General features: G+C 72.9%; 20 protein-coding genes. 9 read left to right on the top strand and 11 right to left on the bottom strand.

The genetic code is table 11. The features are described from left to right. Positions 1 to 110: 110 nt before the first annotated feature. Both ACIRQH_RS22055 and ACIRQH_RS22050 read left to right on the top strand, forming a co-directional pair. A complete protein-coding gene (locus tag ACIRQH_RS22055) occupies positions 111 to 500 on the top strand; it encodes a hypothetical protein (protein WP_404226927.1) in 390 nt (129 codons plus the stop codon). 133 nt (positions 501 to 633) lie between these two features. Then, positions 634 to 2,094, top strand: a complete 1,461-nt coding sequence (locus tag ACIRQH_RS22050; RefSeq protein WP_404226848.1) for a S28 family serine protease — start codon at positions 634 to 636, stop codon at positions 2,092 to 2,094. 22 nt (positions 2,095 to 2,116) lie between these two features. On the opposite strand, the gene ACIRQH_RS22045 is transcribed toward ACIRQH_RS22050, so the two are convergent. The 3 genes from ACIRQH_RS22045 to ACIRQH_RS22035 form a co-directional block, all read right to left on the bottom strand. Then, positions 2,117 to 2,749 carry a hypothetical protein gene (locus tag ACIRQH_RS22045; protein ID WP_358814885.1) on the bottom strand — a complete coding sequence of 211 codons (633 nt, stop codon included), beginning with the start codon at positions 2,747 to 2,749 and terminating at the stop codon, positions 2,117 to 2,119. Positions 2,750 to 2,859: 110 nt separating this feature from the next. Then, positions 2,860 to 4,731: a glycoside hydrolase family 3 protein gene (locus ACIRQH_RS22040; RefSeq protein ID WP_388865986.1), complete on the bottom strand. Its 1,872-nt coding sequence runs from the start codon at positions 4,729 to 4,731 to the stop codon at positions 2,860 to 2,862. A gap of 348 nt (positions 4,732 to 5,079) precedes the next feature. Beyond that, complete coding sequence (locus ACIRQH_RS22035; protein ID WP_388866469.1) at positions 5,080 to 5,991, bottom strand: LysR family transcriptional regulator; 912 nt, start codon at positions 5,989 to 5,991, stop codon at positions 5,080 to 5,082. Between the two features lie 115 nt (positions 5,992 to 6,106). On the opposite strand from ACIRQH_RS22035, the gene ACIRQH_RS22030 reads away from it, so the two are divergent. Together ACIRQH_RS22030 and ACIRQH_RS22025 are read left to right on the top strand one after the other, a co-directional pair. Then, positions 6,107 to 7,072, top strand: a complete 966-nt coding sequence (locus ACIRQH_RS22030; RefSeq protein ID WP_388865983.1) for an EamA family transporter — start codon at positions 6,107 to 6,109, stop codon at positions 7,070 to 7,072. Further along, a complete protein-coding gene (locus ACIRQH_RS22025; protein WP_388865981.1) occupies positions 7,069 to 8,343 on the top strand; it encodes a Gfo/Idh/MocA family protein in 1,275 nt (424 codons plus the stop codon). The genes ACIRQH_RS22030 and ACIRQH_RS22025 overlap by 4 nt, the downstream gene beginning before the upstream one ends. On the opposite strand, the gene ACIRQH_RS22020 is transcribed toward ACIRQH_RS22025, so the two are convergent. Further along, positions 8,340 to 9,308, bottom strand: a complete 969-nt coding sequence (locus ACIRQH_RS22020) for a LysR family transcriptional regulator (protein WP_388865978.1) — start codon at positions 9,306 to 9,308, stop codon at positions 8,340 to 8,342. The two genes, ACIRQH_RS22025 and ACIRQH_RS22020, sit on opposite strands and share 4 nt — an antisense overlap. Positions 9,309 to 9,358: 50 nt before the next feature. Here ACIRQH_RS22020 and ACIRQH_RS22015 point away from each other — a divergent pair, with 50 nt between their 5' ends. Next, positions 9,359 to 10,027, top strand: coding sequence for an alpha/beta hydrolase (locus ACIRQH_RS22015; protein ID WP_358814880.1), 669 nt, complete (start codon positions 9,359 to 9,361; stop codon positions 10,025 to 10,027). 73 nt (positions 10,028 to 10,100) lie between these two features. On the opposite strand, the gene ACIRQH_RS22010 is transcribed toward ACIRQH_RS22015, so the two are convergent. Together ACIRQH_RS22010 and ACIRQH_RS22005 are read right to left on the bottom strand one after the other, a co-directional pair. Further along, a complete protein-coding gene (locus ACIRQH_RS22010) occupies positions 10,101 to 10,910 on the bottom strand; it encodes a sugar phosphate isomerase/epimerase family protein (protein WP_388865973.1) in 810 nt (269 codons plus the stop codon). Positions 10,911 to 11,136: 226 nt separating this feature from the next. After that, positions 11,137 to 12,186: a LacI family DNA-binding transcriptional regulator gene (locus ACIRQH_RS22005; protein WP_358814878.1), complete on the bottom strand. Its 1,050-nt coding sequence runs from the start codon at positions 12,184 to 12,186 to the stop codon at positions 11,137 to 11,139. Positions 12,187 to 12,492: 306 nt separating this feature from the next. On the opposite strand from ACIRQH_RS22005, the gene ACIRQH_RS22000 reads away from it, so the two are divergent. From ACIRQH_RS22000 to ACIRQH_RS21990, 3 genes are read left to right on the top strand one after another with little or no spacing between them, the layout of a single operon-like run. Further along, positions 12,493 to 13,644 (top strand): Gfo/Idh/MocA family protein, encoded by a 1,152-nt coding sequence (locus ACIRQH_RS22000; protein WP_388865970.1) that lies wholly within the window; start codon positions 12,493 to 12,495, stop codon positions 13,642 to 13,644. Beyond that, positions 13,641 to 14,798, top strand: coding sequence for a dihydrodipicolinate synthase family protein (locus tag ACIRQH_RS21995; protein ID WP_388865967.1), 1,158 nt, complete (start codon positions 13,641 to 13,643; stop codon positions 14,796 to 14,798). Before ACIRQH_RS22000 ends, ACIRQH_RS21995 begins: the two co-directional genes overlap by 4 nt. 29 nt (positions 14,799 to 14,827) lie before the next feature. Next, positions 14,828 to 15,625, top strand: a complete 798-nt coding sequence (locus tag ACIRQH_RS21990; RefSeq protein ID WP_404226926.1) for a sugar phosphate isomerase/epimerase family protein — start codon at positions 14,828 to 14,830, stop codon at positions 15,623 to 15,625. A 185-nt stretch (positions 15,626 to 15,810) separates the two neighbouring features. Here ACIRQH_RS21990 and rbsD read toward each other — a convergent pair whose 3' ends face one another. From rbsD to ACIRQH_RS21965, 5 genes are all read right to left on the bottom strand, one after another. Next, positions 15,811 to 16,200 (bottom strand): D-ribose pyranase, encoded by a 390-nt coding sequence (rbsD, locus tag ACIRQH_RS21985; RefSeq protein WP_358814875.1) that lies wholly within the window; start codon positions 16,198 to 16,200, stop codon positions 15,811 to 15,813. Further along, positions 16,197 to 17,099 carry a ribokinase gene (locus tag ACIRQH_RS21980; protein ID WP_388865964.1) on the bottom strand — a complete coding sequence of 301 codons (903 nt, stop codon included), beginning with the start codon at positions 17,097 to 17,099 and terminating at the stop codon, positions 16,197 to 16,199. The genes rbsD and ACIRQH_RS21980 overlap by 4 nt, the downstream gene beginning before the upstream one ends. A 91-nt stretch (positions 17,100 to 17,190) precedes the next feature. After that, positions 17,191 to 19,140: a substrate-binding domain-containing protein gene (locus ACIRQH_RS21975; RefSeq protein WP_388865961.1), complete on the bottom strand. Its 1,950-nt coding sequence runs from the start codon at positions 19,138 to 19,140 to the stop codon at positions 17,191 to 17,193. Beyond that, positions 19,130 to 20,680, bottom strand: a complete 1,551-nt coding sequence (locus ACIRQH_RS21970; RefSeq protein WP_358814872.1) for a sugar ABC transporter ATP-binding protein — start codon at positions 20,678 to 20,680, stop codon at positions 19,130 to 19,132. The genes ACIRQH_RS21975 and ACIRQH_RS21970 overlap by 11 nt, the downstream gene beginning before the upstream one ends. Then, positions 20,677 to 21,735 carry a LacI family DNA-binding transcriptional regulator gene (locus tag ACIRQH_RS21965; protein ID WP_404226847.1) on the bottom strand — a complete coding sequence of 353 codons (1,059 nt, stop codon included), beginning with the start codon at positions 21,733 to 21,735 and terminating at the stop codon, positions 20,677 to 20,679. Before ACIRQH_RS21965 ends, ACIRQH_RS21970 begins: the two co-directional genes overlap by 4 nt. A gap of 188 nt (positions 21,736 to 21,923) precedes the next feature. Here ACIRQH_RS21965 and ACIRQH_RS21960 point away from each other — a divergent pair, with 188 nt between their 5' ends. Beyond that, a complete protein-coding gene (locus ACIRQH_RS21960; RefSeq protein ID WP_358814870.1) occupies positions 21,924 to 24,179 on the top strand; it encodes an ATP-dependent RecD-like DNA helicase in 2,256 nt (751 codons plus the stop codon). Positions 24,180 to 24,210 lie beyond the last annotated feature (31 nt).

Raw genomic sequence — 24,210 nt, 5'->3', positions numbered from 1 at the left:
ATCCGGCGGCGCGGCGGACGGGGAACGGGAGTCCCGCCGCCGCGCGCAACCGTCCGACGTACGTTCTGCGTCCGTACACCCGTACGCTGTTTGCGGTGGAAGGGGCGAGAGTGGACCGTGGTGCGATACGTCGACGGCTGGCGGTCGGCGTGGCCGTGCTGGCCGCGTCCGCGGTGCTCGCGCTCGTGAGCCCGGGCAGCGCCCAGGCCGCCCCCACCTCCTGCTCGGGCCGCAAGGTCCGCACCCTGTCCTTCACGACGGGCTCCGTGCAGGTCTACCGGCGCGGCGACTACGTCTGCGCCGTCACCGTCCCCAAGAAGCCGGGTGCCCGCAAGTGGATGTCCGTCAGCGTGCAGGCGCGCGGCGGCCGGCCGGTGGTCGACGCCGGGCGCTTCACCCGTCACGCGGGCCCGGTGACCGTCCACGCGGGCCACCGCTGCGTGCTGTTCAGGGGATCGGTCGGCTCGGGTTCGGTGAACTCCGGTTGGATCCTCTGCTGAGCCGTCGCGGGTTCGTCCGGCATTTCCGGCCGCATCACGACAAGCTCACAGGCTTCGCCCAAGGACCCCTGGTGTCACGGGAGTTGCTCCGCTAGGTTCCGGCGGACATCTGCCACATCCCAGGGGAGGGTGCATGCGCAAGGCGCTCAGATGGCTGCTGGCGCTCACGGTGCTCATAGGCACGGTGAGCACGGCCGGGGCCGCCACCGCGGCTCCGCCGGAGGCCCACGGCACCACCACCGGCACCACCGGCAGGGCGGGCGAGGACATCCTGGACCGCCTCCTCGCGATCCCGGGCATGAGCCTCGTCGAGGAGAAGCCCTACACGGGCTACCGGTTCTTCGTCCTGAACTACACCCAGCCGGTCGACCACCGGCACCCGTCCAAGGGCACGTTCCAGCAGCGCGTCACCGTGCTGCACAAGGACACCGAACGCCCGACGGTCTTCTACACCGGCGGCTACAATGTCTCCACCACGCCGAGCCGCCGCGAGCCGACCCAGATCGTGGACGGCAACCAGGTCTCCATGGAGTACCGCTACTTCACGCCGTCCCGGCCCGCGCCGGCCGACTGGTCCAAGCTGGACATCCGGCAGGCGGCCGGAGACCAGCACCGCATCTTCCAGGCCCTCGAACCGATCTACCACAAGAAGTGGATCTCCACCGGCGGCTCGAAGGGCGGCATGACCGCCACGTACTTCGAGCGCTTCTACCCGCGCGACATGGACGGTGTCGTCGCCTACGTCGCGCCCAGCGACGTCGTCAACGACGAGGACTCGGCGTACGACCGCTTCTTCACGCAGGTCGGCACCAAGGAGTGCCGCGACCGGCTGAACGCCGTGCAGCGCGAAGCCCTCGTGCGCCGGGAACCGCTGGAGAAGAAGTACGCGGCCGCCGCCGCCGACAACGGCTACACCTTCACCACCGTCGGCAGCCTCGACAAGGCGTACGAGGCCGTCGTGCTCGACTACGTGTGGGGCTTCTGGCAGTACAGCCTGCTCGCCGACTGCGACACGATCCCGGCGAACGCCGCCTCCGCCACCGACGACGAGATCTGGGACTCCGTCGACACGATCTCCGGCTTCTCCTTCTACACCGACCAGGGCCTGGAGCCGTACACGCCGTACTACTACCAGGCGGGTACCCAGCTCGGCGCGCCGACGATCCACTTCCCGTACATCGAGAAGAAGTACGTCCACTACGGCTACCAGCCGCCGCGGAACTTCGTGCCGCGTTCCATCCCGATGAGGTTCCAGGCGTCCGCGATGCGTGACGTGGACAGCTGGGTCCGCCACCACGCGCAGCACATGCTGTTCGTGTACGGCCAGAACGACCCGTGGGGTGCCGAACGCTTCCGTGTCGGTTCCGGTGCGCGGGACGCGTACGTCTTCACGGCCCCCGGGATGAACCACGGCGCGAACGTCGCCGGGCTCGCCGCCGACCAGAAGGCGCTCGCCACCGCCCGCATCCTCCAGTGGGCGGGCGTCGCCCCCGCGGCGGTCGTGGCGGACCCGTCGGCGGCCCGGCCCCTCGCGCCGTACGACGCGAAGCTCGACCGGCGCGACATCGAACGGGAGATGACCCTGCGCCCGTGAGTCCGCGGCTGCGCCCGCTCGCTCACACGGGGCGGGCGCAGCCCACCGGCCGCGCGCCGCCGAGCTGGACGTAGAGCGCCGTGACGGACGGGCACGCGGAGCGGGCGGTCACCGCCGACGTCACCCGGTACTCCGGGTGCTTCCTGCCCGTGCCGTCGCACGCCGTCTCCCGGACCTCGCCGCGGCCCGCGCCGTAGACGCAGTCCCCGACGATCGTGCGGGGACCGCCGCCGCCTCCCGGGTCGCCGGGGTGCGGGGGTTCGAGTTTGCGCATGCAGGCGTAGCCCTGGGGGACGGTGCCGTCGCCGTCCTCGTCGGAGGCCGGCCTGCTCTCGCTGATGTGCAGGACGAAGTCGGTGGTCGCCGGGCAGGCGGGGCCGTCCGCCACCTTGCCGTCGTGCCGGGCGACCACCCGGGCGGCGGCCCGTTCGCTGGTGCACGGCACCTCGGTGAAGCTGGTCGTGCCGAACGAACTGCACTCGTCACGGGCGAGGAAGACCGTCCCGTAGCCGGAGGAGCGCGTCGGCGCCGGGGACGGGAGGGGCTCGGCGGCCCCGGCGCCGGACCACCGGTCGCACCCCGTGAGGGCGGCCGCGACCAGCAGCAGAGCGGCCGTACCGCCCGCGGAACGCCGGAACACCGAGCTGGCTCGCATGGCTTCCCCCCAGACCCCCGCCCAGCGTGGCCCGCCGAGGCGGGCACACGCCAGACATCCGGGTCCCTTTGGCTCACTTGGGGGTGGGCCGCCGGGTGGGCTGCGTACGGCTAGTACGTCAGGCCGTACCCGATGGGATACAGCACCTGCGTCGGGTCGTCCGCCCGCTGGACGGCCACCGGGAGCGTGCCGCGCGGCTCCGCCCGGCCCGCGATCACCCGGGCGGCGGCCCGCACTTCGACGTCGATCCAGGAGTAGGCGGCCACGCAGGCGCCGACCCCCGGGAGCTGGGCGACGTCGTACGGGTTGCGGACGGAGACGGCGACCACCGGCACGCCCGTGGCGACGAGCCGCTCGACGAGGGTCTTCTGGGACCCGGTCGCCGTGACGTTGTACGTGGCGACGACCACGACGTCCGTGCCGCCCGCCGCCGCGACGGCCTCGGTGATCTTCGCCGACGTCGGTGCCGTGCCCGTGGACAGGGCGGTCGCGGTGAAGCCCAGTTCGGTCAGGGCGCCGGCGAGCACCGTGGTGGGCGGCCCGTCGGAGAGCGAGGGGGAGGCCGGGTCGGCGCCCACCACGAGCACCTTCGGGGTGCGCCGCCGGGACAGCGGGAGCAGCTTCTCCTTGTTGACCAGCAGGGTCGTGGTCCGCTCGGCGATCCGGTCGGCGGCCCGGAGGTGAGCGGGGGTGCCCACCACCCGGTCGACGGCCGCGTCCTTGACGTAGGGATCGCTCAGCAGGCCGAGCTTCGCCTTGAGCCGCAGGACGCGCAGGATCGATTCGTCGAGGCGGGCCTCGGTCAGTTCGCCGCCGCGTACCGCGTCCAGCACGGCGTTCCACGCGACGTGCAGGTCCGGCGGGTTGAGGAGCTGGTCGACACCGGCCTTCAGGGCGAGGACGGGGACGCGGTCGTCGCCGTACTTCGTCCGCACGCCCTCCATGCCGAGCGCGTCGGTCACCACCACTCCGTCGTAGCCGAGTTCGCCGCGCAGGATGCCGGTGAGGATCGGGTGGGAGAGGGTGGCGGGATCCCCGGCCGGGTCGAGGGCCGGGACCATGATGTGCGCCGTCATGATCGAGTCGATGCCGGCCCGGATCGCGGCCCGGAACGGCACCGCGTCGAGCGTCTCCCACACCTCGCGGGTGTGGGTGATGACCGGGAACCCGAAGTGGCTGTCGACGGCGGTGTCGCCGTGCCCGGGGAAGTGCTTGGCCGTGGCAGCGACGGCCGAGCTCTGGTACCCCTTCACCTCCGCCGCGACCAGGCCCGCCACCGCGTCCGGGTCGGCGCCGAAGGAGCGGACGCCGATCACCGGGTTGGCCGGGTTGACGTTCACGTCGGCGTCCGTGGAGTAGTCCTGGCGGATGCCGATCGCCCGCAGCTCGGCGCCGCTGATGGTGCCCACCGTCCGGGCGTCGGCCCGCGAGCCGCCCGCTCCCAGCGCCATGGCGCCGGGGAACAGTGTCGCGGGCTTGCCCACGCGGGCCACTATCCCGTGCTCCTGGTCGGTGGAGATGAGCACCGGCAGGCCGCGCGGCTGGTCCAGCGAGGCGCGCTGGATGCCGTTCGACAGGTCGGCGATCTGGTGCGGGTCACGGGTGTTGTGCGCCCAGGCGAAGTAGATGATGCCGCCGACGCGGTACTTGGCGATCAGTTCCTCGGCGGTCCTGACCCCGATCTCCGCGAGGTTGGCGTCGATGTCGGCCTGGTCGGGTGCGGTGGCCGAATGGCCGTAGACCCGCATCACGAACAGCTGGCCGACCTTCTCCTCCAGTGTCATACGGGACACGATGGCGCGCAGCGCCTTGTCGCCGTGCGGGGCGCGGTCCCCGGCCGCGTGAGCGACGGGCCCGGTGGCCAGTACGGCGGTGACGCCCGCCGTCGCGGCGAGAACCGTGCGCCGGGAGGGTCTTGACGGTGTGTTCGGTTCGGCCGGACCGGACGGTCCCGCGGTGCTTCCCGTGCTGGAGTCGCGCACAAGCGCTCCTTCCCTCGTGAAGGAAACTTCCAAGGAGCCACGAATATCCAGGAAGTTTCTTCCAGTCAAGGGTGTGCACAGTAACGGGGGGTGGGCCGCCACCGGCGCAGTTGGAGGGGGGCGCGCCGGTGACGGCGTGCTACCGGCCGCAGGCGGCGGAGAGGGTAAGTCAGCGATCGCAGCCAGCAGCGAGGCCGACACCGCTCTGCGGAGACTCATCCGGCAGCATGCGGTTGGGACGAAGCGGGAGGACCCGGGGTTCCCGGAATCGGGGAGAACGCCGCAAGTCGGTACGGACGGGACGCGGGGGGCCGGTGGTCCGCCCGGCCCGGGTGTCCGGACGCCGGCTCAGTGCCGGGCCGACACCGCCGGCCAGTGCGCCTGGAGGGTGCGGACCGTCTCCGCGATGGCCGGCCGGCGGGCCGCCCCCGAGCGCCACAGCGCGTACAGGCGGCGCACGGGCAGCGGATCGAGCGGCACCTCCACGACCCCGGCGGGCAGGGCGCCGCGGCCCAGCCGGGGGATGAGGGCGACGCCGAGGCCCGCCGCGACGAGGGCGACCAGGGTCGGGTTCTCGTCGGCCTGGTGGACGATGTCCGGTTCGCAGCCCGCCGCGCGCAGCGTGCGGACCAGCCAGTCGTGGCAGACCCGCCCCGGAGGCTGGCAGATCCAGCGCTCGCCGCCGAGGTCCTCCCGCCGCACCGAGGTCCGCCCGGCGAAGGGATGCCCGGCGGGAACGAGCAGGTCGCACAGGTCCTCGCCGATCGCGGCCTGCTCCACTCCGGGCGGCGCGGGCAGCGGGGCGATGTCCCAGTCGTGCGCGATCGCCAGATCGACCGCGCCCCGGGCCACCAGGTCGACGGACAGATGGGGGTCCACCTCCGTCAGCCGGGTGTCCAGCGCCGGATGGCGGACGGCCAGATCGGCCAGCACGGCGGGCAGCAGTCCGCGCGCGGCCGAGGCGAACGCGGCCACCGTCAGCCGTCCCGCGGGCAGTCCCCTGCGCTCCTCCAGCTCGGTCTCGGCTCGCTCCACGATCGCCAGCAACTGTTGAGCGGTGGCGGCGAGTTGCTCGGCCTGCTCGGTGAGCCGGACGCCGCGTCCCCGCCGCTCCAGCAGGACCGTCCTGGTCTCCCGCTCCAGCTTGGCGATCTGCTGGGACACCGCGGAGGGGGTGTAGCCGAGCGAGGCGGCGGCGGCACCGACCGTGCCGTGCACCGCCACGGCGTGCAGGGCGCGCAGGCGCTGGAGATCGAGCATGGGGGCCTCCCGGGACACGACATCGCTCGCCGCCAGCATACGTAAGCGTTCCTTCATCCATCCATGCAGAGATCAGCGCTGGTGCTACACGGTGCGGTCGTCCGATGCTCGACGCATGCGCCCCGCTCACATCGCTCTCGCCGTCCTCGTCGCCGCCGTCTGGGGCGTGAACTTCACCGTCATCGAGATCGGCCTCGACCACTTCCCGCCGCTCCTCTTCTCGGCCCTGCGCTTCCTGGTGGCCGCCCTGCCCGCCGTGTTCCTCGTGGGCCGCCCCAAGGTGGCGTGGAAGTGGATCGTGGCCGTCGGACTCGCCCTCGGCGTCGCGAAGTTCGGGCTGCTGTTCATCGGCATGGACGCCGGGATGCCCGCCGGACTGTCCTCCCTGGTGCTCCAGATCCAGGCGGTGTTCACGGCGCTCATCGCCTTCGCCTTCCTCGGCGAACGCCCCACCGGCCTCAGGGTGGCGGGCATGGCCGTGGCGCTGTGCGGCGTGGGGCTCGCCGCCGTCGACGAGGGCACGGCGGGACCGCTCGGCGCCTTCGCCCTGGTTATCGCGGCGGCCGCCTGCTGGGGCGTGTCCAACGTCCTCACCCGCAAGGCGTCCCCGCCCGACCCGCTCAACTTCATGGTGTGGGTGAGCACCGTCCCCGTCCTCCCGCTGCTCGGCCTCTCGCTGCTCACCGAGGGCCCCTCCCGCGACCTCGACGCGCTGCGCGCCCTGGACTGGCAGGGCGCCGGAGTCGTCGTCTACGTCGCCTGGGTCACCACCGTCTTCGGCTTCGGCGCCTGGGGCTGGCTGCTGCACCGGCATCCCGCGTCCACCGTCGCCCCCTTCTCGCTCCTGGTCCCGGTCTTCGGGATGTCGTCGGCGGCCCTGTTCCTCGGCGAGTCCGTCGGCCCGCTGCGCTGGGCGTCCGCGGCCCTGCTGGTGGGCGGGGTCGCGCTGACCTCACGGACGCCCCGGGCGGACCGGGCGGCGCGCACAGCGCTCTTGTCGAGCCCGGCGTCTGCGGTTAGCGTCCCCACGGACAGCGCTCACCGCGCCTTGGACCCGACCGGGAAAGCGGCCCACCGATGACCTTCGAAGCCCCCGCCGGCCCCGGCGCCGTCGTCACGCTCGCCGTCGTCGGTGCCGGCGACCGGGGGACCGGCCACGCGCGCTGGGCCCTGGACCACTCCCGGCGGGCCAGGGTGGTGGCCGTCGCCGAACCCCGCGAGACGCGGCGCCGCCGCTTCGCCGCCGCCCACGCCCTGCAGCCGGACGCCACCGTCGGCGACTGGCGGGACCTTGCCGCTCGCGGCCGGATCGCGGACGCCGTACTGATCTGCACCCTCGACCGCGAACACCTCGAACCCGTGCTGGAGTTCGCCGCCCTCGGCTACCACATCCTGCTGGAGAAGCCGATGGCCCTCACCGAGGACGAGTGCCGGCGGATCGTCGACGCCGTGGAGCGCGCGGGGGTGATCCTCGCGGTCGGGCACGTCCTGCGCTACACCCGCTACACCCGCGCGGTGAAGGAGGTCGTCGACTCGGGGCGGCTCGGCGACGTCGTCAACGTCCAGCACCTGGAACCCGTGGGCTTCTGGCACCAGGCGCACTCCTTCGTGCGCGGCAACTGGCGCAACACACAAGAGGCCACGTCGATGCTGATGGCCAAGTCCTGCCACGACATCGACTGGCTGCAGTACGTGCTCGGGCAGCCGCCCGTCCGCGTCTCCAGCTTCGGACGCCTCTCGCACTTCCGCCCGGAGAACCGGCCCGAGGGCGCCGCCGACCGTTGCCTCGACTGCTCGGTGGAGCCCGACTGCCCCTACTCCGCACGGCGTGAGTACGGCGACCGGCTCGCCCGCGGCGAACACCACTGGCCGCTCAGCGTGCTCCTCGACGACTTCACGCCCGACGCCCTGGAGACGGCCCTGCGCGAGGGCCCGTACGGGCGGTGCGTGTACGCCTGCGACAACGACGTCGTCGACCACCAGGTGGTGTCGATGGAGTTCGCCTCCGGGGCCACCGCCACCTTCACCATGACGGCGTTCACCGAACAGGCCGACCGCCGGACCCGGATCTTCGGCACCCGGGGCGAACTGCGCGGCGACGGCGAGAACGTGAGCGTCTACGACTTCTTGACCCGGACCGAGGAGGCCGTCGACCTCGGCCGTGCGGGCGGCATGGACGCGGCGGGCGGGCACGGCGGAGGTGACGCCGGCCTGATGGACTCCTTCGTCGCCGCGGTCGCCACCAAGAACCCCGGGCTGGTGAAGTCCGGCCCGCGCGAGTCCCTCACCAGCCACCTCACCGTCCTGGCCGCCGAACGCGCCCGGCACGCGGGCACCGTGGAGACCGTCTAGAGCCGGCCGCCACGACCGCCGGGCGGGTCGTGGCCCGCCAACTCTGCCGCCGTGGCGCGCAGTTGGTCGCGTACGGCGGTCAGGACCGGGTCGGCCTCCGCGCCGGCGCGGACGGCCGCGAACACGTTCCGGGACGGCTGCGCGCCCCGGGTGCCCAGCAGTGCGAGCCGCCGACCCTCGTACAGTGGCCGGACGAGCCGCGGGACCAGGGCCACACCCCGGCCCGCCTCGACCAGCGCTGCCAGGGCGCCCCAGTCGTCGACGGCGTGCCGGACGTCCGGGGTGAAACCGGCGGCGGCACAGACCGAACGGGCCACCGCGCCGCAGCAACTGGCCGGGTCGCCGATGATCCAGGGCTCGCCGGCCAGTTCCCGCAGATCGACCGGGCCGCCGCCCGCGAGGCGGTGACCGGCCGGCAGAGCCAGGTCCAGGCCGTCCCGGAGCAGGTCGAGACGGTGGTAGCGCCGGTCGGTGTGCGGGGGAGCGGCGGCGAAGTCGACGGCCACGGCGAGGTCGACCTGCCCGGCGTCCAGTGCGGTGAACAGGTCCGGGGGCTCCGCCTCGACGACATCGATCCGCACGTGCGGCAACCGGTCCGCCAGTGCCGTCAGCGCGTCCGGGAGAAGACCGAGGATGCCGCTGGAGAAACAGCCGACCGTGACCGTCCCACGACCGCCCCTGTCGTAGGCGGCCAAGTCCGTTCTGGCCCGCTCCAGTTGGGCGGCGATCAGATCGGCGTGCGCCAGCAGCACCCGCGCCTGCCCGGTCAGACGGACGCCCCGGCCGTCCCGTTCGGTCAACGGCACGCCCATCTCGCGGGCGAGCGCGGCGAGTTGCTGGGAGACGGCGGAGGGCGTGAGGTGCAGGGCCTCGGCGGTGCGGGCCAGGCTGCCCCGCCGTCGCAGCTCCCGCAGCACGGTCAGGCGACGCAGATCGACGGTGAAGGCCTCGCTTACCTGTTCCACCGGGAAAGATTAACTGGACCGATCGCCTCGCGGTCGGAAACGATCGGCCCATGACCACGGACGACCGGCGCGGGACCCCGCCCACCACCGACGAACAGCCCGCCACCCCGCTCACCGCGGAGGACGACGCGGGCGCCGAGCGGTCCTTCCTCATCCTGCACGGCTGGCAGAACCACCGGCCCGCCGGCCACTGGCAGCACTGGCTGGCCGACCGGCTCGGCGAACGCGGCCGGCAGGTCGTCCACCCGCAACTGCCGGACCCCGACACCCCGGACCCGGAGGCGTGGCTCGCCGAGTTCGCCCGCCACCTGGACGCGTTGCGGGGCACCGAGCGGGTGGTCCTCGCGCACAGCGCCTCCGCGGTGCTGTGGCTGCACGCCGTCGCCCGCGCGCTGCCGGGCCTGGACGGCGTCGACCGGGTGCTGCTGGTCGCCCCGCCCTCGCCCGCCGTCCTCGCGGGGCTGCCGGAGATCGCCGCGTTCACCCCGTCCGGGCTGGACCTGCGCGCACTGCCCGGGTCCACCCGTCTGGTCGCGGGCGACGACGACCCCTACTGCCCCGGGGGCGCCGACGCCGTCTACGGTGACCCGCTGGGCGTGCCGACGGAGATCCTGCCCGGGGCCGCGCACCTCGACCTGGACGCGGGGTACGGGCCGTGGCCGTCGGTCCTGGACTGGTGCTTCGACGGTTCGGTCCGGCTCACCGGCCGCACGGGGTAGCGCGGGACCAGGGCGTCCGCGCCCGGACCCCGGCCCGGCCCCGGTGTGCCGGGCCGCTCCTCACCACCGCTCCTCACCGCCGTTTCTCCGCCTCGCCCACGAGCCGGAGAAGGTGCTCGCGTCCCGCCCCCAGCAGCTCCTCCAGCGGCGCCGCCCGCTCGTACCACCGCTTCTCGTACTCCCAGCACAGCCAGCCGTCCCACCCGTTCCGCACCAGGACGTCCACGCACGCGCCGAGCGGGAGGACCCCCGAGCCGAGCGGCAGCGGGGTGGTGTCACCGGCCGACGCGATGTCCTTGACCTGTGTGTATCCGAGGAACGGAGACAGGGCGGGGTAGCTCTCGTCGGGGTCCTCGCCGCCGAGCCAGGTGTGCATCACGTCCCACAGGGAGCCGACGTGGTGGTGTCCGACCCGGCCGAGGATCCGCGTCGCGTCCGCGCCGGTGCGGTGCGAGTCGTGCGTCTCCAGCAGGATGCGCACGCCGAGGCCGGCGGCGTACTCCGCCGCCGTGCCGAGCCGCCGGGCGGCCGTCGCGTCCGACTCCGCCGCGCTCGCGCCGGGGTCGCCGCCGGGGAAGACGCGGACGAACGGAGCGTTCACGTCCCGGGCCAGCTCCAGCAGTTCACGTATCTCGCCCAGCACCGGAGCGTCGTCACCCGGCGCCGCGACCCGCGCGTACCCCGCGATGCCCAGCACGTCGATTCCGGCCGCCGCGAACTCCGCCGCCACGGCGGCCCGTTCGTCCGCGCCGATCCCGGGATGCACGGGCTCCTCCGGGTGCGCCCGCAGTTCGACCCCCTGATAGCCGTGGGCGACGGCCAGCCGCACGACATCCGCGACGGGCAGTCCGGGCACACCGAGAGTGGAGAACGCCAGCTTCATGGCCGGGACCCTACGGCCTGCCCGACCCACACCCAAGACCGCACGCGGGGTGCTCAGGGCAGGGGGGTCCGCCCCCGTACGGCCCGGGACCGGACGGGGGCGGAGCGCCGGGGATGCCCCGCCCGGGGAATCCGATCCGGGGAGTCCGGCCGGTGGTCGGCGACGGGGAGACCTCCGTTCCGGACCCGGAACCCGGCGTACCCGCCTCCGGGCACGTCGGGGAGGGTCACCCCCGGGGAGCCCCGGTGGACCCCCGCACCATCAACTCGCCCCGGACCGTGGCGATCCCACCCGGTGGGGGATCCTCGCGGCCCATGGCGACGCGGCCGGCGCGGGCGCCCGCCTCGGAGAGCGGCAGGCGTACGGTCGTGAGGGCCGGTACCGCGTCGACGCTGAACGGCAGGTCGTCGAAGCCCGCGACGGACACGTCGTCCGGGATGCGCAGCCCGGAGTCGCGCAAGGCCGCGCAGGCGCCCAGCGCGACCGTGTCGTTCGCGGCCACGATTGCGGTCAACTCCGGTTCGCGGCGCAGGAGTTCCAGGGTCGCCTCGTAACCGGAGCGGCGGTCGTAGCGACCGTGCACGGTGAGCCGCGGATCCTCCTCGACGCCGTGCGCGGCGAGCGCGGCCCGGTGGCCCTCCAGCCGGTGGCGCGTCGTCGTGCGCTCCTCGGGGCCCGCGATGTAGCCGAGCCGCCGGTGGCCGAGGCCGAGCAGGTGATCGGTGAGCTGCCGGCCGCCCCCGCGGTTGTCGAAGGTGAGCGCGATCGCGTCCGGCGCGTCCGGCGCGGGCGGCCGGCCGCAGAGCACCACCCGGGTGCCCGCCTCCGCCAGCCGGCGCAGCTTCGCGGCGACGGCGGCCGCGTGCCCCGCGTTCTCGATGGCACCGCCGGTGAGGACGACCGCGGCGGCGCGTTGGCGCTGGAGGAGTGTGAGGTAGGTGAGTTCGCGCTCCGGGGAGCCGCCGGTGTTGCACACGACCCCGAGCCGCTCGCCGCCCGCGCGCCCGCCGGGGCCGCCGATCTCGGACTGGATCGCGGCGGCCATGATCCCGAAGAAGGGGTCGGCGATGTCGTTGACCAGGATGCCGACGAGGTCGGACGTCGCGGCGGCCAGCGAGCTGGCGGGACCGTTCAGCACGTAGTCCAGCTCGTCCACCGCACGCAGCACCCGCTCCCGCGTGGAGGAGGCCACGGGATAGTTCCCGTTCAGCACGCGCGACACCGTCGCGGGAGAGACCTGCGCGCGGGCCGCCACGTCCGCCAGGGTCACCGTCATCTCGTCGTCCTCCGGTCGCGCGTCCCGCCGTACCTCGTCGTACGGCGGCTACGTCGTCGTGCCTGGTCCTGCCTCGTCGAACGGCGTCGAACACGGGGGCGAGGCCGAACGCGTTGCCTCCCGTGGTCGGGGTCCGTGCAGACCATACGGCCAACGGCCCCCGTTGTTCGCCCCCTCGAACAACTCGACCTGGCGACGGTCTTGTCCCGACCAGGGAACAGAGGCTAGCTTCTCACCGCATAGAAAGCGCTTGCTGTCATGCTCGTCCGAGCGTGCGCGGCGCCTGAGGCGTACGGAGGGAACGACGTGACACGCAAGACGGTGCGCATCGCCATGAACGGTGTGACGGGGCGCATGGGCTACCGCCAGCACCTCGTCCGCTCGATTCTCGCCCTGCGCGAAGAGGGTGGCCTCGACCTGGGCGACGGCACCGTGCTGTGGCCCGAGCCGGTCCTCGTCGGCCGCCGCGAGCCCGCCCTGCGCGCACTCGCCGAGCGGCACGGCCTCGACCACTGGTCGACGGACCTCGACGCGGTCCTCGCCGATCCGGACGTGGACCTCTACTTCGACGCCCAGGTCACCTCCGCCCGTGAGGAGGCCCTGCGCAAGGCCATCGCCGCAGGCAAGCACGTCTACACCGAGAAGCCGACCTCCACCGGCCTCGAAGGGGCGCTCGAACTGGCCCGGCTCGCGCACACGGCGGGCGTCCGGCACGGCGTCGTCCAGGACAAGCTCTTCCTCCCCGGGCTGCTCAAGCTCAAGCGGCTGATCGACGGCGGCTTCTTCGGCCGGATCCTCTCCGTCCGCGGGGAGTTCGGCTACTGGGTCTTCGAGGGCGACTGGCAGCAGGCCCAGCGGCCCTCCTGGAACTACCGGGCCGAGGACGGCGGCGGCATCGTCGTCGACATGTTCCCGCACTGGGAGTACGTCCTGCACGAGCTGTTCGGCCGGGTCACCTCGGTGCAGGCGCTCACCGCCACCCACGTCCCCCAGCGCTGGGACGAGCAGGACAAGCCCTACGACGCCACGGCCGACGACGCCGCCTACGGCATCTTCGAGCTGGAGGGCGGCGCGATCGCCCAGATCAACTCCTCCTGGGCCGTGCGCGTCAACCGCGACGAACTCGTCGAGTTCCAGGTCGACGGCGCGGAAGGATCCGCCGTCGCCGGGCTGCGCAACTGCCGTGTCCAGCACCGCGGTACGACACCGAAGCCGGTCTGGAACCCCGACATCCCGGCCACCTACTCCTTCCGCGACCAGTGGCAGGAGGTGCCCGACAACGCCGAGTTCGACAACGGCTTCAAGGCCCAGTGGGAGCTGTTCCTGCGGCACGTCTACGCCGACGCCCCCTACCACTGGGACCTCCTCGCGGGTGCCCGTGGCGTGCAGCTCGCCGAACTGGGCCTGCGCTCCTCGGCCGAGGGCCGCCGTCTCGCCGTACCGGAGATCGCGCTGTGACCATCCGACTCCCGGGCGCCGACGGCCGGTTGCGGGCCTACGAACCGCGCACCGACCCCCTCGCCGTGCTCCCCGGCGGCGCGCCCCTCGCCTCCCGCACGGTCTACTCGGCCGCGCACGTCGTCGCCGACCCGTACGCCGACGTCTCACCCGGCGCCCCCGCCGCCGTCGACTGGGACGCCACCCTCGCCTTCCGCCGCCACCTGTGGTCCCACGGCCTCGGAGTCGCCGAGGCGATGGACACCGCGCAGCGCGGCATGGGCCTCGACTGGGCCTCCGCCGCCGAGCTCGTCCGCCGCTCCGCCGCCGAGGCCCGCGCCACCGGCGGCGCCATCGCCTGCGGTGTCGGCACCGACCAGCTCACCGGCCCCTCCTCCCTCGCGGACGTCCGGGCCGCCTACGAGGAACAGCTCGCCCTCGTCGAGGAGTCGGGGGCCCGGGCGATCCTGATGGCCTCCCGCGCGCTCGCCGCGACCGCCGCAGGACCCGAGGACTACCTCGACGTCTACGGCCACCTGCTGCGGCAGGCCGCCGAGCCGGTGGTCCTGCACTGGCTGGGCCCGATGTTCGACCCGGCCCTGGAGGGCTACTGGGGCTCAAGCGACCTGGACACGGCGACCGAGGTGTTCCTGGACGTGATCGCCGCCCACCCCGACAAGGTGGACGGCATCAAGGTGTCCCTGCTGGACGCCCGGCGCGAGGTCGACCTGCGCCGCCGCCTCCCGGACGGCGTCCGCTGCTACACCGGCGACGACTTCAACTACCCCGAACTGATCGCGGGCGACGAACAGGGCTTCAGTCACGCGCTGCTCGGCATCTTCGACCCGCTCGGGCCGGCCGCCGCACGGGCCGTCCGCGTCCTGGACACCGGAGACGTCAAGGGATTCCGCGAACTCCTCGACCCCACCGTCGAGTTGTCCCGTCACCTCTTCCAGCACCCGACCCGCTTCTACAAGACCGGTGTCGTCCTGCTGGCCTGGCTCGCCGGCCACCAGGAGCACTTCACGATGGTGGGCGGACTCCAGTCGGCCCGCTCCCTGCCGCACCTGGCCCGTGCCTACGAACTGGCCGACGGCCTCGGTCTGTTCCCGGACCCGCGTCGCGCCGAGACCCGGATGAAGAGCCTGCTGGCCGTGTACGGAGTGACCTCGTGAACGGCCTCGACCGGTTCTCCGTCAACCAGATGACGGTCAAGCAGCTGTCCCTGCCCGACCTCGTGAAGGCATGCCTGACGCTCGGCGTCGGGGGCGTCGGCCTCTGGCGCGAACCCGTGCGCGCCTACGGCGTGCGGGCGGCGGCCGGACTGGTCCGTGACGCGGGCCTGACGGTGACCACCCTGTGCCGGGGCGGGTTCTTCACGGCCCTCGACCCGGCCGAGCGGGCGAAGGCCCTGGACGACAACCGCGCCGCGGTCGACGAGGCCGCGACGCTGGGCACGGACACCCTCGTCCTGGTGTCGGGCGGGCTCCCGGCCGGCTCGAAGGACCTGCACGGCGCCCGCGAACGCATCGGCGACGCCCTCGGTGAACTGGGCCCGTACGCCGCCGCGCGGGGCGTACGGCTCGCCATCGAACCGCTCCATCCGATGTACGCCGCCGACCGCTGCGTGGTCTCCACCCTCGCGCAGGCCCTCGACCTCGCCGAACGGTTCCCCGCCGAGCAGGTGGGCGTCACCGTCGACACCTACCACCTCTGGTGGGACGACACCGCCCCGGCCCAGATCGCCCGCGCCGGTGCCGCCGGACGCATCCACACCTTCCAGCTCGCCGACTGGACGACCCCGCTGCCCGAGGGCGTCCTCAACGGCCGCGGCCAGCTGGGCGACGGCTCGATCGACTTCCGGGAGTGGCGCGGGTACGTGGAGGCGGCCGGGTACACCGGGCCTGTCGAGGTGGAACTCTTCAACGACGGGCTGTGGGCCCGGGACGGTCACGCGGTGCTGGCCGAGACGGTGGCGCGGTTCCTGGAGCACGCCGGATGACCCCCGCGAAAAAAATCTTCAGAAGTCCGTGCAACCCTTCCGCCACCCTGCGGGTCGTACGTGGCATCAGGACTTCTGGAGGGGGATCTGGGGGGATCGCGGGGTTCTGATACGGAGGGGAAGCCGAGGGGCCCGGTCGACGGACCGGGCCCCTCGAAACTTTCGCGGGCGCCGCCCGCGCGGAGTCAGAAGAACACTCCGCAGCGCAGCAGAACGTTCGCGTACGGCCGGGCCTCACCCGTGCGGACCACGAGCCGCGCACCCGCGGACAGCGACTTCAGCTCCTCGTGACCGACCAGTTCGAGACCGGGCACGCGTGCCTCCAGCAGCTCCGCCGCCGCCGGGTTCGCCTCCCGCACCTCGCGCGCCGCCGTACCGCCCTCCACCACCAGCTCGGCCAGCAGCCCGTCCAGCACCTCCGCGAAGGAGGGCACACCCGCCCGGAACGCCAGGTCGACGACGCGCGGCCCCGCCGGGATCGGCATCCCCGCGTCGCACACCAGGACTCCGTCCCCGTGCCCCAACTCGGCCAGCGCGCCCGCCAGATGACGGTTCAGGATTCCGGCCCGCTTCACAGCGCGGCCACCTCCTCCGCTGTCGGGAAGGACTCCTGCGCCCCGGCCCGGGTGACCGCGGCCGCACCGACCCGGGCCGCGTACCCGGCGGCCTCCGGCAACGACTCCCCGCGCCCCAGGCGCCAGGCCAGCGCGGCGGTGAAGGCGTCACCCGCGCCCGTCGTGTCCACGGCCGCGACCCGCAGCGACGGCACCCGGACCCGGGCGCCGGCCCGCTCCGCCACCAGCGCGCCCGCCGCGCCCAGCGTGATGACCACCGAACGCGGGCCGAGCGCGAGGAGCGCCGTCGCCCAGTCCTCGGGGGAGTCCCCGAGGTCGTCCCCGGCGATCACCCGTGCCTCGTGCTCGTTCACGATCAGCGGGTCGCAGGCGGCGAGCACCTCGGCGGGCAGCGGGCGCGGCGGCGACGGGTTCAGCACGAGACGACTGCCCGCCGCGAGACTCCGTACGACCTCCACGACCGTCTCCAGCGGGATCTCCAGCTGGGCCGACACCACCCGGGAGGCCTGGAAGAGGCTCCCGGCGGCCCGGACGTCCTCCGGGGCGAGCCGGCCGTTGGCCCCCGGCGACACCACGATGCTGTTGTCCCCGGACGGGTCCACCGTGATCAGCGCGACCCCGGTCGGGGCCCCGCCGACGAGGACGCCGACGGTGTCGACGCCGGCCGCCCGCTGCGCGTCGAGCAGCAGCCGCCCGTGCCCGTCGTCGCCGACCCGGGCCAGAAGCGCCGTGCGCGCCCCGAGCCGGGCGGCGGCGACCGCCTGGTTGGCGCCCTTTCCGCCCGGGTGGACGACGAGATCGGAGCCGAGCACCGTCTCGCCCGCCGCCGGCCGCCGCTCGACCCGGACCACCAGGTCGGCGTTGGCCGATCCCACGACCAGAAGGTCGTAGTCGTACATGAACTGTCTCCCTGCAGAGATGAGTCGAGCCGATGTGCGCGGGACCGGGGACGGCGGGCGGCGGGTGCCGTCCGCCGCCCCCGGTCCGGTGTCAGCCGCCGAACCCGGCGACGTTCTCCTTCGTGACGACCTTCACCGGCACCTTCACCGTCTCCTGGACCTTCTTGCCCTCGGCGGCCCGCAGCGCGTTGTCCACCGCGATCCGGCCGAGCTCCTTCGGCTGCTGGGCGACGGACGCGTACAGCGTGCCCGCCGAGACCGCCTTCAGACCGTCGGGGGTGCCGTCGAAGCCGATGACCGACACCGACTTCCCGGCCTTCGAGCCGAGCGCCTTGACCGCGCCGAGCGCCATCTCGTCGTTCTCGGCGAAGACGCCGTCGACGTCGGGGTGCGCCTGGAGCAGGTTCGTCATCACGTCGAGGCCCTTGGTGCGGTCGAAGTCCGCGGGCTGCCGGGCGACGACCTTGATGCCCGGGTACGCCTTCAGACCCTCGGCGAAGCCCGCCCCGCGCTCACGGCTCGCGGACGTGCCGGCCAGACCCTGCAGGATCACGATCCTGCCCTTGCCGCCCAGCTTCTCGGCCAGCGCCTTCGCGCCCAGCTTGCCGCCGGCGACGTTGTCGGAGGCGACGAGCGCGGCCGTCCTCGCCTTGTTGACGCCCCGGTCGACGCCGACGACGGGGATGTCGGCCTTGTTCGCGGAGCGGACCGAGGGGCCCGCCGCGTCCGAGTCCACCGGGTTCACGATGATCGAGCCGAGCCCCGAACTGGTGAAGTTCTGCAGCTGGTTGGCCTGCTGCGAGGCGTCGTTCTGCGCGTCGGTGACCGTCAGGTCCGCCCCGCGCTTCTTCGCCTCCTGCTGCGCACCCGCCTTGATCTGTACGAAGAAGGGGTTGTTCAGCGTGGAGAGGGACAGTCCGACCTTCTGCGTCGTCGAGGCGGACGAGCCGCCGTGCACGAAGGACATGGCGCCGACGACCGCCGCCGCGACCACGGCCGCGATCACGTACGTCGCGGCCTGCTTGCGCCGGTCGCCGCCCGAGGCGCCCCCGGCGACGGGAGTCGCCCCGGCCTTGCGCCGCACGGTGTCGAGGAGCACGGCCAGCGCGATCACCACACCGATGACGACCTGCTGCCAGAACGCCGACACCGACAGGAGGTTGAGGCCGTTGCGCAGCACCGCGAGGATCAGCGCGCCGATGAGCGTGCCGGACGCCTTGCCGGTGCCGCCGGCCAGCGAGGCGCCGCCGATGACGACGGCCGCGATGGCGTCGAGTTCGTAGCCCTGCGCGGCCTGCGGCTGCGCGGAGGACAGCCGGGAGGCGAGCACGATGCCCGCGGCGGCGGCGAAGAGGCCGGAGAGGGCGTAGATCGCCAGCTTCTGCTTCTTGACGCGCAGGCCCGACAGACGCGCGGCCTCCTCGTTGCCGCCGATCGCGTACATGGAGCGGCCGATGTACGTACGGCCCAGGATCACGGCCGTGATCAGGCCCATGACGGCCATGACGAGGACCGGCACCGGCAGCCAGCCGCCGAGGGTGTCACCGAGGTGCGAGACCGAGTCGGGGAAGGCGATCGGGCTGCCCTGCGAGATCACCAGCGACAGACCGCGGCCCACCGACAGCATGGCGAGGGTCGCGATGAAGGGCGGCAGTTTGCCGTACGAGATCAGCACGCCGTTGACCAGGCCGCAGGCGATGCCGGTGGCGACCGCGAGGAGGACCGCGATCCAGACCGGTATGCCCTGCGAAGTCGCCGTCCAGGCGAGGACGGTGGCCGACAGGGCGGCGACCGAGCCGACCGACAGGTCGATGCCCGCCGAGACGATCACGAAGGTCACGCCGAAGGCGAGGATGGCGGTGACGGCGGCCTGGACGCCGATGTTCAGCAGGTTGTCCGTCGTCAGGAAGTCCCCGGACAGGGCCGACATCGCGACGACGAGGACGATGAGCGCGGTGAGCGCCCCGTTGTCGAGCAGCAGGCGGCGGACCGCGGAGGCTCCGCTCGCGCCCGCTGTGCCCGGTTGCGTGTCAGTGGCCACGGGGGGCCTCCTTGTCGTTCTCGTTCGTGGTGTCGTTCTGGTGCGCGGTGGTGTGTGTGCTGACGGCCAGGGCCATCACGGAGTCCTGGGTGGCTTGGTCCGCGGTGAGTTCGCCCGCGATCCGGCCCTGGGCCATCACGAGGACCCGGTCGCTCATGCCGAGGACCTCGGGCAGGTCGCTGGAGATCATCAGGACGGCGGCACCGGCGGCCGTCAGTTCGTTCACGAGCTGGTAGATCTCGACCTTGGCGCCGACGTCGATGCCCCGGGTCGGCTCGTCGAGGATCAGCACCTTGGTGTCGGCGAGCAGCCACTTGCCGATGACGACCTTCTGCTGGTTGCCGCCGGACAGGGTGCGCACGTGCTGGCCGAGTCCGGCCATCCGGACGCCGAGCTGTCCGGCGATCCGCGCGGCGGCGGCCCGCTGCCCCTTGAGGTCGACGAGACCGCCGTGTGTCGAGGAGCGCAGCGTGACCAGGCCGAGGTTCTCCTCGACGGAGGCGTCCAGGAGGAGCCCCTGCCCCTTGCGGTCCTCGGGCACGAGCCCGATGCCGGCCTCCATGGCCGCGTTCACGTCGCCGCGGCGCAGACCGGCCCCGGCGACCTTCACGGAACCCCGGTCGTAGGGGTCGGCGCCGAAGACGGCCCGGACCACCTCGGTGCGGCCCGCGCCCACGAGTCCCGCGATGCCGACGACCTCACCGGCCCGCACCTCGAAACTCACGTCGTGGAACACCCCGTCCCGGGTCAGCCCCTCGACGGTCAGCAACGCGTCGCCGGCGTCCGCCCGTTCACGCGGATACTGCTGCTCGATGGAGCGCCCGACCATGAGGCGGACGAGTTCGTCCTCGGGCGTGGACGCGGGCACCTGACCGACGCTCCGGCCGTCACGGATGACCGTGACCCGGTCGCCGAGGGCGGCGATCTCGTCCAGGTGATGCGTGATGAAGACGACGCCGACGCCGTCCTCACGCAGCCGGCGCACGATCCGGAAGAGCTTGTCGACCTCCTCCGAGGTCAGCACGGCGGTCGGCTCGTCCATGATCAGGACACGGGCGTCCAGGCTCAGCGCCTTGGCGATCTCCACCATCTGGAGCCGGGCGACGCCCAGTTCACGCACCCGCGCGCGGGGGGACACGTTCACGCCGACGCGCTCCAGGAGCGCCGCCGCGTCCGCTTCCATCGCCTTGCGGTCGATCAGCCCGAAACGGCGCGGCTGCCGGCCCAGGAAGATGTTCTCGGCGACCGTCAGATCGGGGACGAGGTTGAACTCCTGGTAGATGGTGGCGATCCCGAGGCGCTCGGAGTCCTGAGCGCCGTGGATCCGCACCTCCTCGCCGTCGACGAGGACGCGTCCCGCGTCGGGCCGGTAGGCGCCGGAGAGCATCTTGATCAGCGTGCTCTTGCCCGCGCCGTTCTCGCCGAGCAGGACGTGCACCTCGCCGCGGCGCAGATCGAAGTCGACACTGTCGAGCGCGACCACGCCGGGAAAGGTCTTGCGAATGCCCTCGATGCGCAGCAACTCTTCCTGGTCGCTCACGACTGGCTCCTTCGTACGGGGGACTGCTGTGCGGGGGCGGGCCGCACGGGGGCCGGACCGGTCGCGGGCGCACCGCACGAGCGGCGCACCACGAGACGGGCGGGGAGGGTGACGGACCGCGGGGTGCGTCCCTCGATGCGGTCGACCAGGGCGCGGACGGCGGCCCGGCCGAGTTCGCCCGTGGGCTGGGCGATGGCGGTGACCGGCGGATCGGTGTGCATGAACCACCGGATGTCGTCGAACGCGGCGAGCGCGATGTCGTCGGGGATCCGCAGCCCGCGCGCGCGGACCGCGTCCAGCGCGCCGAGCGCCATCAGGTTGTCGGCGGCGAAGACGACCTCGGGCGGCTCGGCCAGGTCGAGGAAGGCCTCGGTGGCGCGGCGTCCGCTCTCGGCCTGGAAGTCGCCCTGCCCGATGTAGGCGTCGGGCAGCGCGATCCCGAACACGGCGAGGGCCTCGCGGAAGGCCTCCACCCGTTCGCTGCCGGTCGTGGTGGCGGCCGGGCCCGCGATGATGGCGAGCCGGCGGTGGCCGAGACCGTGCAGATGGGCGACCAGGTCCCGGACCGCCGCGCGTCCGTCGGCCCGGACGACCGGCACGTCGAGGCCCGGGATCCAGCGGTCCACGAAGACCATCGGCGTCCCCGCGCGCGCGGCGTCCAGCATGCCGGGGGAGCCGCCGTCGGTCGGGGAGACCAGCAGGCCGTCGATGCGCCGGTCCAGCAGAGTCCGCACGTGATGGTCCTGGAGGTCGGGCCGCTCGTCGGCGTTGCCGATGATGACGCTGTAGCCGAGGGCCCGGGCCTCCTCCTCGACGGAGCGGGCCAGTTCGGTGAAGTACGGGTTCAGCACGTCGCTGATGACCAGGCCGAGGGTGCGGGTCTGATCGGTGCGCAGGGAGCGGGCGACGGCGTTCGGGCGGTAGCCGAGGCTCCGCACGGCGGCCAGCACACGGGTGCGCGCCTCCTCGCTGACCGACGGGTGGTCGTTCAGCACCCGCGAGACCGTGGCGGCGGACACGCCTGCCTCGGCGGCAACGTCCTTGATGCTCGCCATCGTCGCTCCACCTCCTCGTGGAATCGATTACACGGAGGATTGGAATCGATTCCACGGGCATTCGGCAACCCCCTGGCCGCATCCCGCAACCGGATTGTGATGTACCGCTTCCCGGGGCGCGGCCCCTTTCGTGCGGGTTTGTCCGCAGGGGTGACGGTGCTGTCGGAGGCGGACGGTACCGTCGGATCATGTCCACTCAGGCGGGGGCCGACCAGCAGGGCGAGCGGCGGCCGGCGACGCTGGAAGGCGTGCTCGAGCGCATCACGTACGCCAACGAGGAGAGCGGTTACACGGTCGCCCGGGTCGACACCGGCCGGGGCGCGGGCGACCTGCTCACGGTGGTCGGAGCGCTCCTCGGCGCCCAGGCCGGCGAGTCCCTGCGCATGGAGGGCCGCTGGGGCTCCCACCCGCAGTACGGCAAGCAGTTCACGGTGGAGAACTACACGACGGTGCTCCCCGCCACGATCCAGGGCATCCGCCGCTATCTCGGCTCCGGCCTGGTCAAGGGCATCGGCCCCGTCTTCGCCGACCGCATCACCCAGCACTTCGGACTCGACACCCTGCGCATCATCGAGGAGGAGCCGAAGCGGCTCATCGAGGTCCCCGGACTCGGCCCCAAGCGCACGGGCCGCATCGCCGACGCCTGGGAGGAGCAGAAGGCGATCAAGGAGGTCATGCTCTTCCTCCAGACCGTCGAGGTCTCCACCTCCATCGCCGTGCGCATCTACAAGAAGTACGGCGACGCGTCGATCTCCGTCGTGAAGAACCGGCCCTATCGCCTGGCCTCCGACGTCTGGGGCATCGGCTTCCTCACCGCGGACAAGATCGCCCGGTCCGTCGGCATCCCGCACGACAGCCCGGAGCGCGTCAAGGCCGGCCTTCAGTACGCGCTGTCCCAGTCCACCGACCAGGGCCACTGCTATCTCCCCGAGGAGCAACTGATCGCGGACGCGGTGAAGTTGCTCCAGGTCGACACCGGCCTGGTCATCGAGTGCCTGGCCGACCTCGCCGCGCCCGCCGAGGAGGGCGAGGAGCCCGGGGTGGTCCGCGAGAAGGTGCCCGGCCCGGACGGCGGCGACCCGGTGACGGCGGTCTACCTGGTGCCCTTCCACCGCGCCGAACTGTCGCTCGCCGCCCAGCTGTTGCGCCTGCTGCGCGCCGACCGCGACCGGATGCCCGGCTTCCGCGACGTGGCCTGGGACAAGGCCCTCGCCTGGCTGAAGAACAGGACGGGCACGGAGCTGGCCCCCGAACAGGAGGCGGCAGTCCGGCTCGCGCTCACCGAGAAGGTCGCCGTGCTCACCGGAGGCCCCGGCTGCGGCAAGTCGTTCACCGTCCGCTCGATCGTCGAGCTGGCCCGCGCCCGGCGCGCCAAGGTGGTCCTCGCCGCACCCACCGGCCGGGCCGCCAAGCGGCTCTCCGAGCTGACCGGCGCCGACGCGTCCACCGTGCACCGCCTGCTGGAGCTCAAGCCGGGCGGCGACGCGGCGTACGACAGGGACCGCCCGCTCGACGCCGACCTGGTCGTCGTCGACGAGGCCTCGATGCTCGACCTGCTCCTCGCCAACAAGCTGGTCAAGGCGGTGCCACCGGGCGCGCACCTGCTCTTCGTCGGCGACGTCGACCAGCTGCCCAGCGTCGGCGCGGGGGAGGTGCTGCGCGACCTGCTCGCCGACCGCGGCCCGGTCCCGGCGGTAAGGCTCACCCAGGTCTTCCGCCAGGCCCAGCAGTCCGGTGTGGTGACCAACGCGCACCGGATCAACTCCGGGCGGCACCCCGTCACCGACGGCATGAAGGACTTCTTCCTCTTCGTCGAGGACGACACCGAGGAGGCGGGCCGGCTCGCGGTGGACGTGGCGGCCCGTCGGATTCCGGCCAAGTTCGGTCTCGACCCGCGCCGCGACATCCAGGTCCTCGCGCCCATGCACCGGGGGCCCGCGGGCGCCGGCCATCTCAACGGCCTGTTGCAGCAGGCCATCACCCCCGGCCGCCCCGACCTCGCCGAGAAGCGGTTCGGCGGCCGTGTCTTCCGCGTCGGTGACAAGGTCACCCAGATCCGCAACAACTACGAGAAGGGCGAGAACGGCGTCTTCAACGGCACGGTGGGCGTCGTCACCTCCCTCGATCCCGTCGAGCAGCGCCTGACGGTGCGCACGGACGAGGACGAGGAGGTGGGGTACGAGTTCGACGAACTCGACGAGCTCGCCCACGCGTACGCGCTGACCATCCACCGGTCCCAGGGCAGCGAGTATCCGGCGGTGGTGATCCCGGTCACCACCAGCGCGTGGATGATGCTCCAGCGCAATCTGCTCTACACGGCGGTGACCCGCGCCAAGAAGCTGGTCGTCCTCGTCGGTTCGCGCAAGGCGATAGGCCAGGCGGTGCGTACGGTGTCGGCGGGACGCCGGTGCACGGCCCTGGACTTCCGGCTCTCCGGCGTCTGATCCGCAGCTTCTCCGGCCTGCGGAGCGGGGG

The sequence above is a fragment of the Streptomyces sp. NPDC102279 genome, from assembly GCF_044766365.1.
Lineage (GTDB): Bacteria > Actinomycetota > Actinomycetes > Streptomycetales > Streptomycetaceae > Streptomyces.
The sequence above is the reverse complement of the archived record's forward strand: the minus strand, read 5'-3'. Positions and strand labels throughout refer to the sequence as shown.

Excerpts from the sequence above, each read along its gene's own strand:
- ACIRQH_RS22050 (WP_404226848.1), top strand. The coding sequence starts at position 634 with ATGCGCAAGGCGCTCAGATGGCTGCTGGCGCTCACGGTGCTCATAGGC.
- ACIRQH_RS22045 (WP_358814885.1), bottom strand. The coding sequence starts at position 2,749 with ATGCGAGCCAGCTCGGTGTTCCGGCGTTCCGCGGGCGGTACGGCCGCT.
- ACIRQH_RS22035 (WP_388866469.1), bottom strand. The coding sequence starts at position 5,991 with ATGCTCGATCTCCAGCGCCTGCGCGCCCTGCACGCCGTGGCGGTGCAC.
- ACIRQH_RS22030 (WP_388865983.1), top strand. The coding sequence starts at position 6,107 with ATGCGCCCCGCTCACATCGCTCTCGCCGTCCTCGTCGCCGCCGTCTGG.
- ACIRQH_RS22025 (WP_388865981.1), top strand. The coding sequence starts at position 7,069 with ATGACCTTCGAAGCCCCCGCCGGCCCCGGCGCCGTCGTCACGCTCGCC.
- ACIRQH_RS22015 (WP_358814880.1), top strand. The coding sequence starts at position 9,359 with ATGACCACGGACGACCGGCGCGGGACCCCGCCCACCACCGACGAACAG.
- ACIRQH_RS22010 (WP_388865973.1), bottom strand. The coding sequence starts at position 10,910 with ATGAAGCTGGCGTTCTCCACTCTCGGTGTGCCCGGACTGCCCGTCGCG.
- ACIRQH_RS22005 (WP_358814878.1), bottom strand. The coding sequence starts at position 12,186 with ATGACGGTGACCCTGGCGGACGTGGCGGCCCGCGCGCAGGTCTCTCCC.
- ACIRQH_RS21990 (WP_404226926.1), top strand. The coding sequence starts at position 14,828 with ATGACGGTCAAGCAGCTGTCCCTGCCCGACCTCGTGAAGGCATGCCTG.
- ACIRQH_RS21980 (WP_388865964.1), bottom strand. The coding sequence starts at position 17,099 with ATGTACGACTACGACCTTCTGGTCGTGGGATCGGCCAACGCCGACCTG.
- ACIRQH_RS21965 (WP_404226847.1), bottom strand. The coding sequence starts at position 21,735 with ATGGCGAGCATCAAGGACGTTGCCGCCGAGGCAGGCGTGTCCGCCGCC.
- ACIRQH_RS21960 (WP_358814870.1), top strand. The coding sequence starts at position 21,924 with ATGTCCACTCAGGCGGGGGCCGACCAGCAGGGCGAGCGGCGGCCGGCG.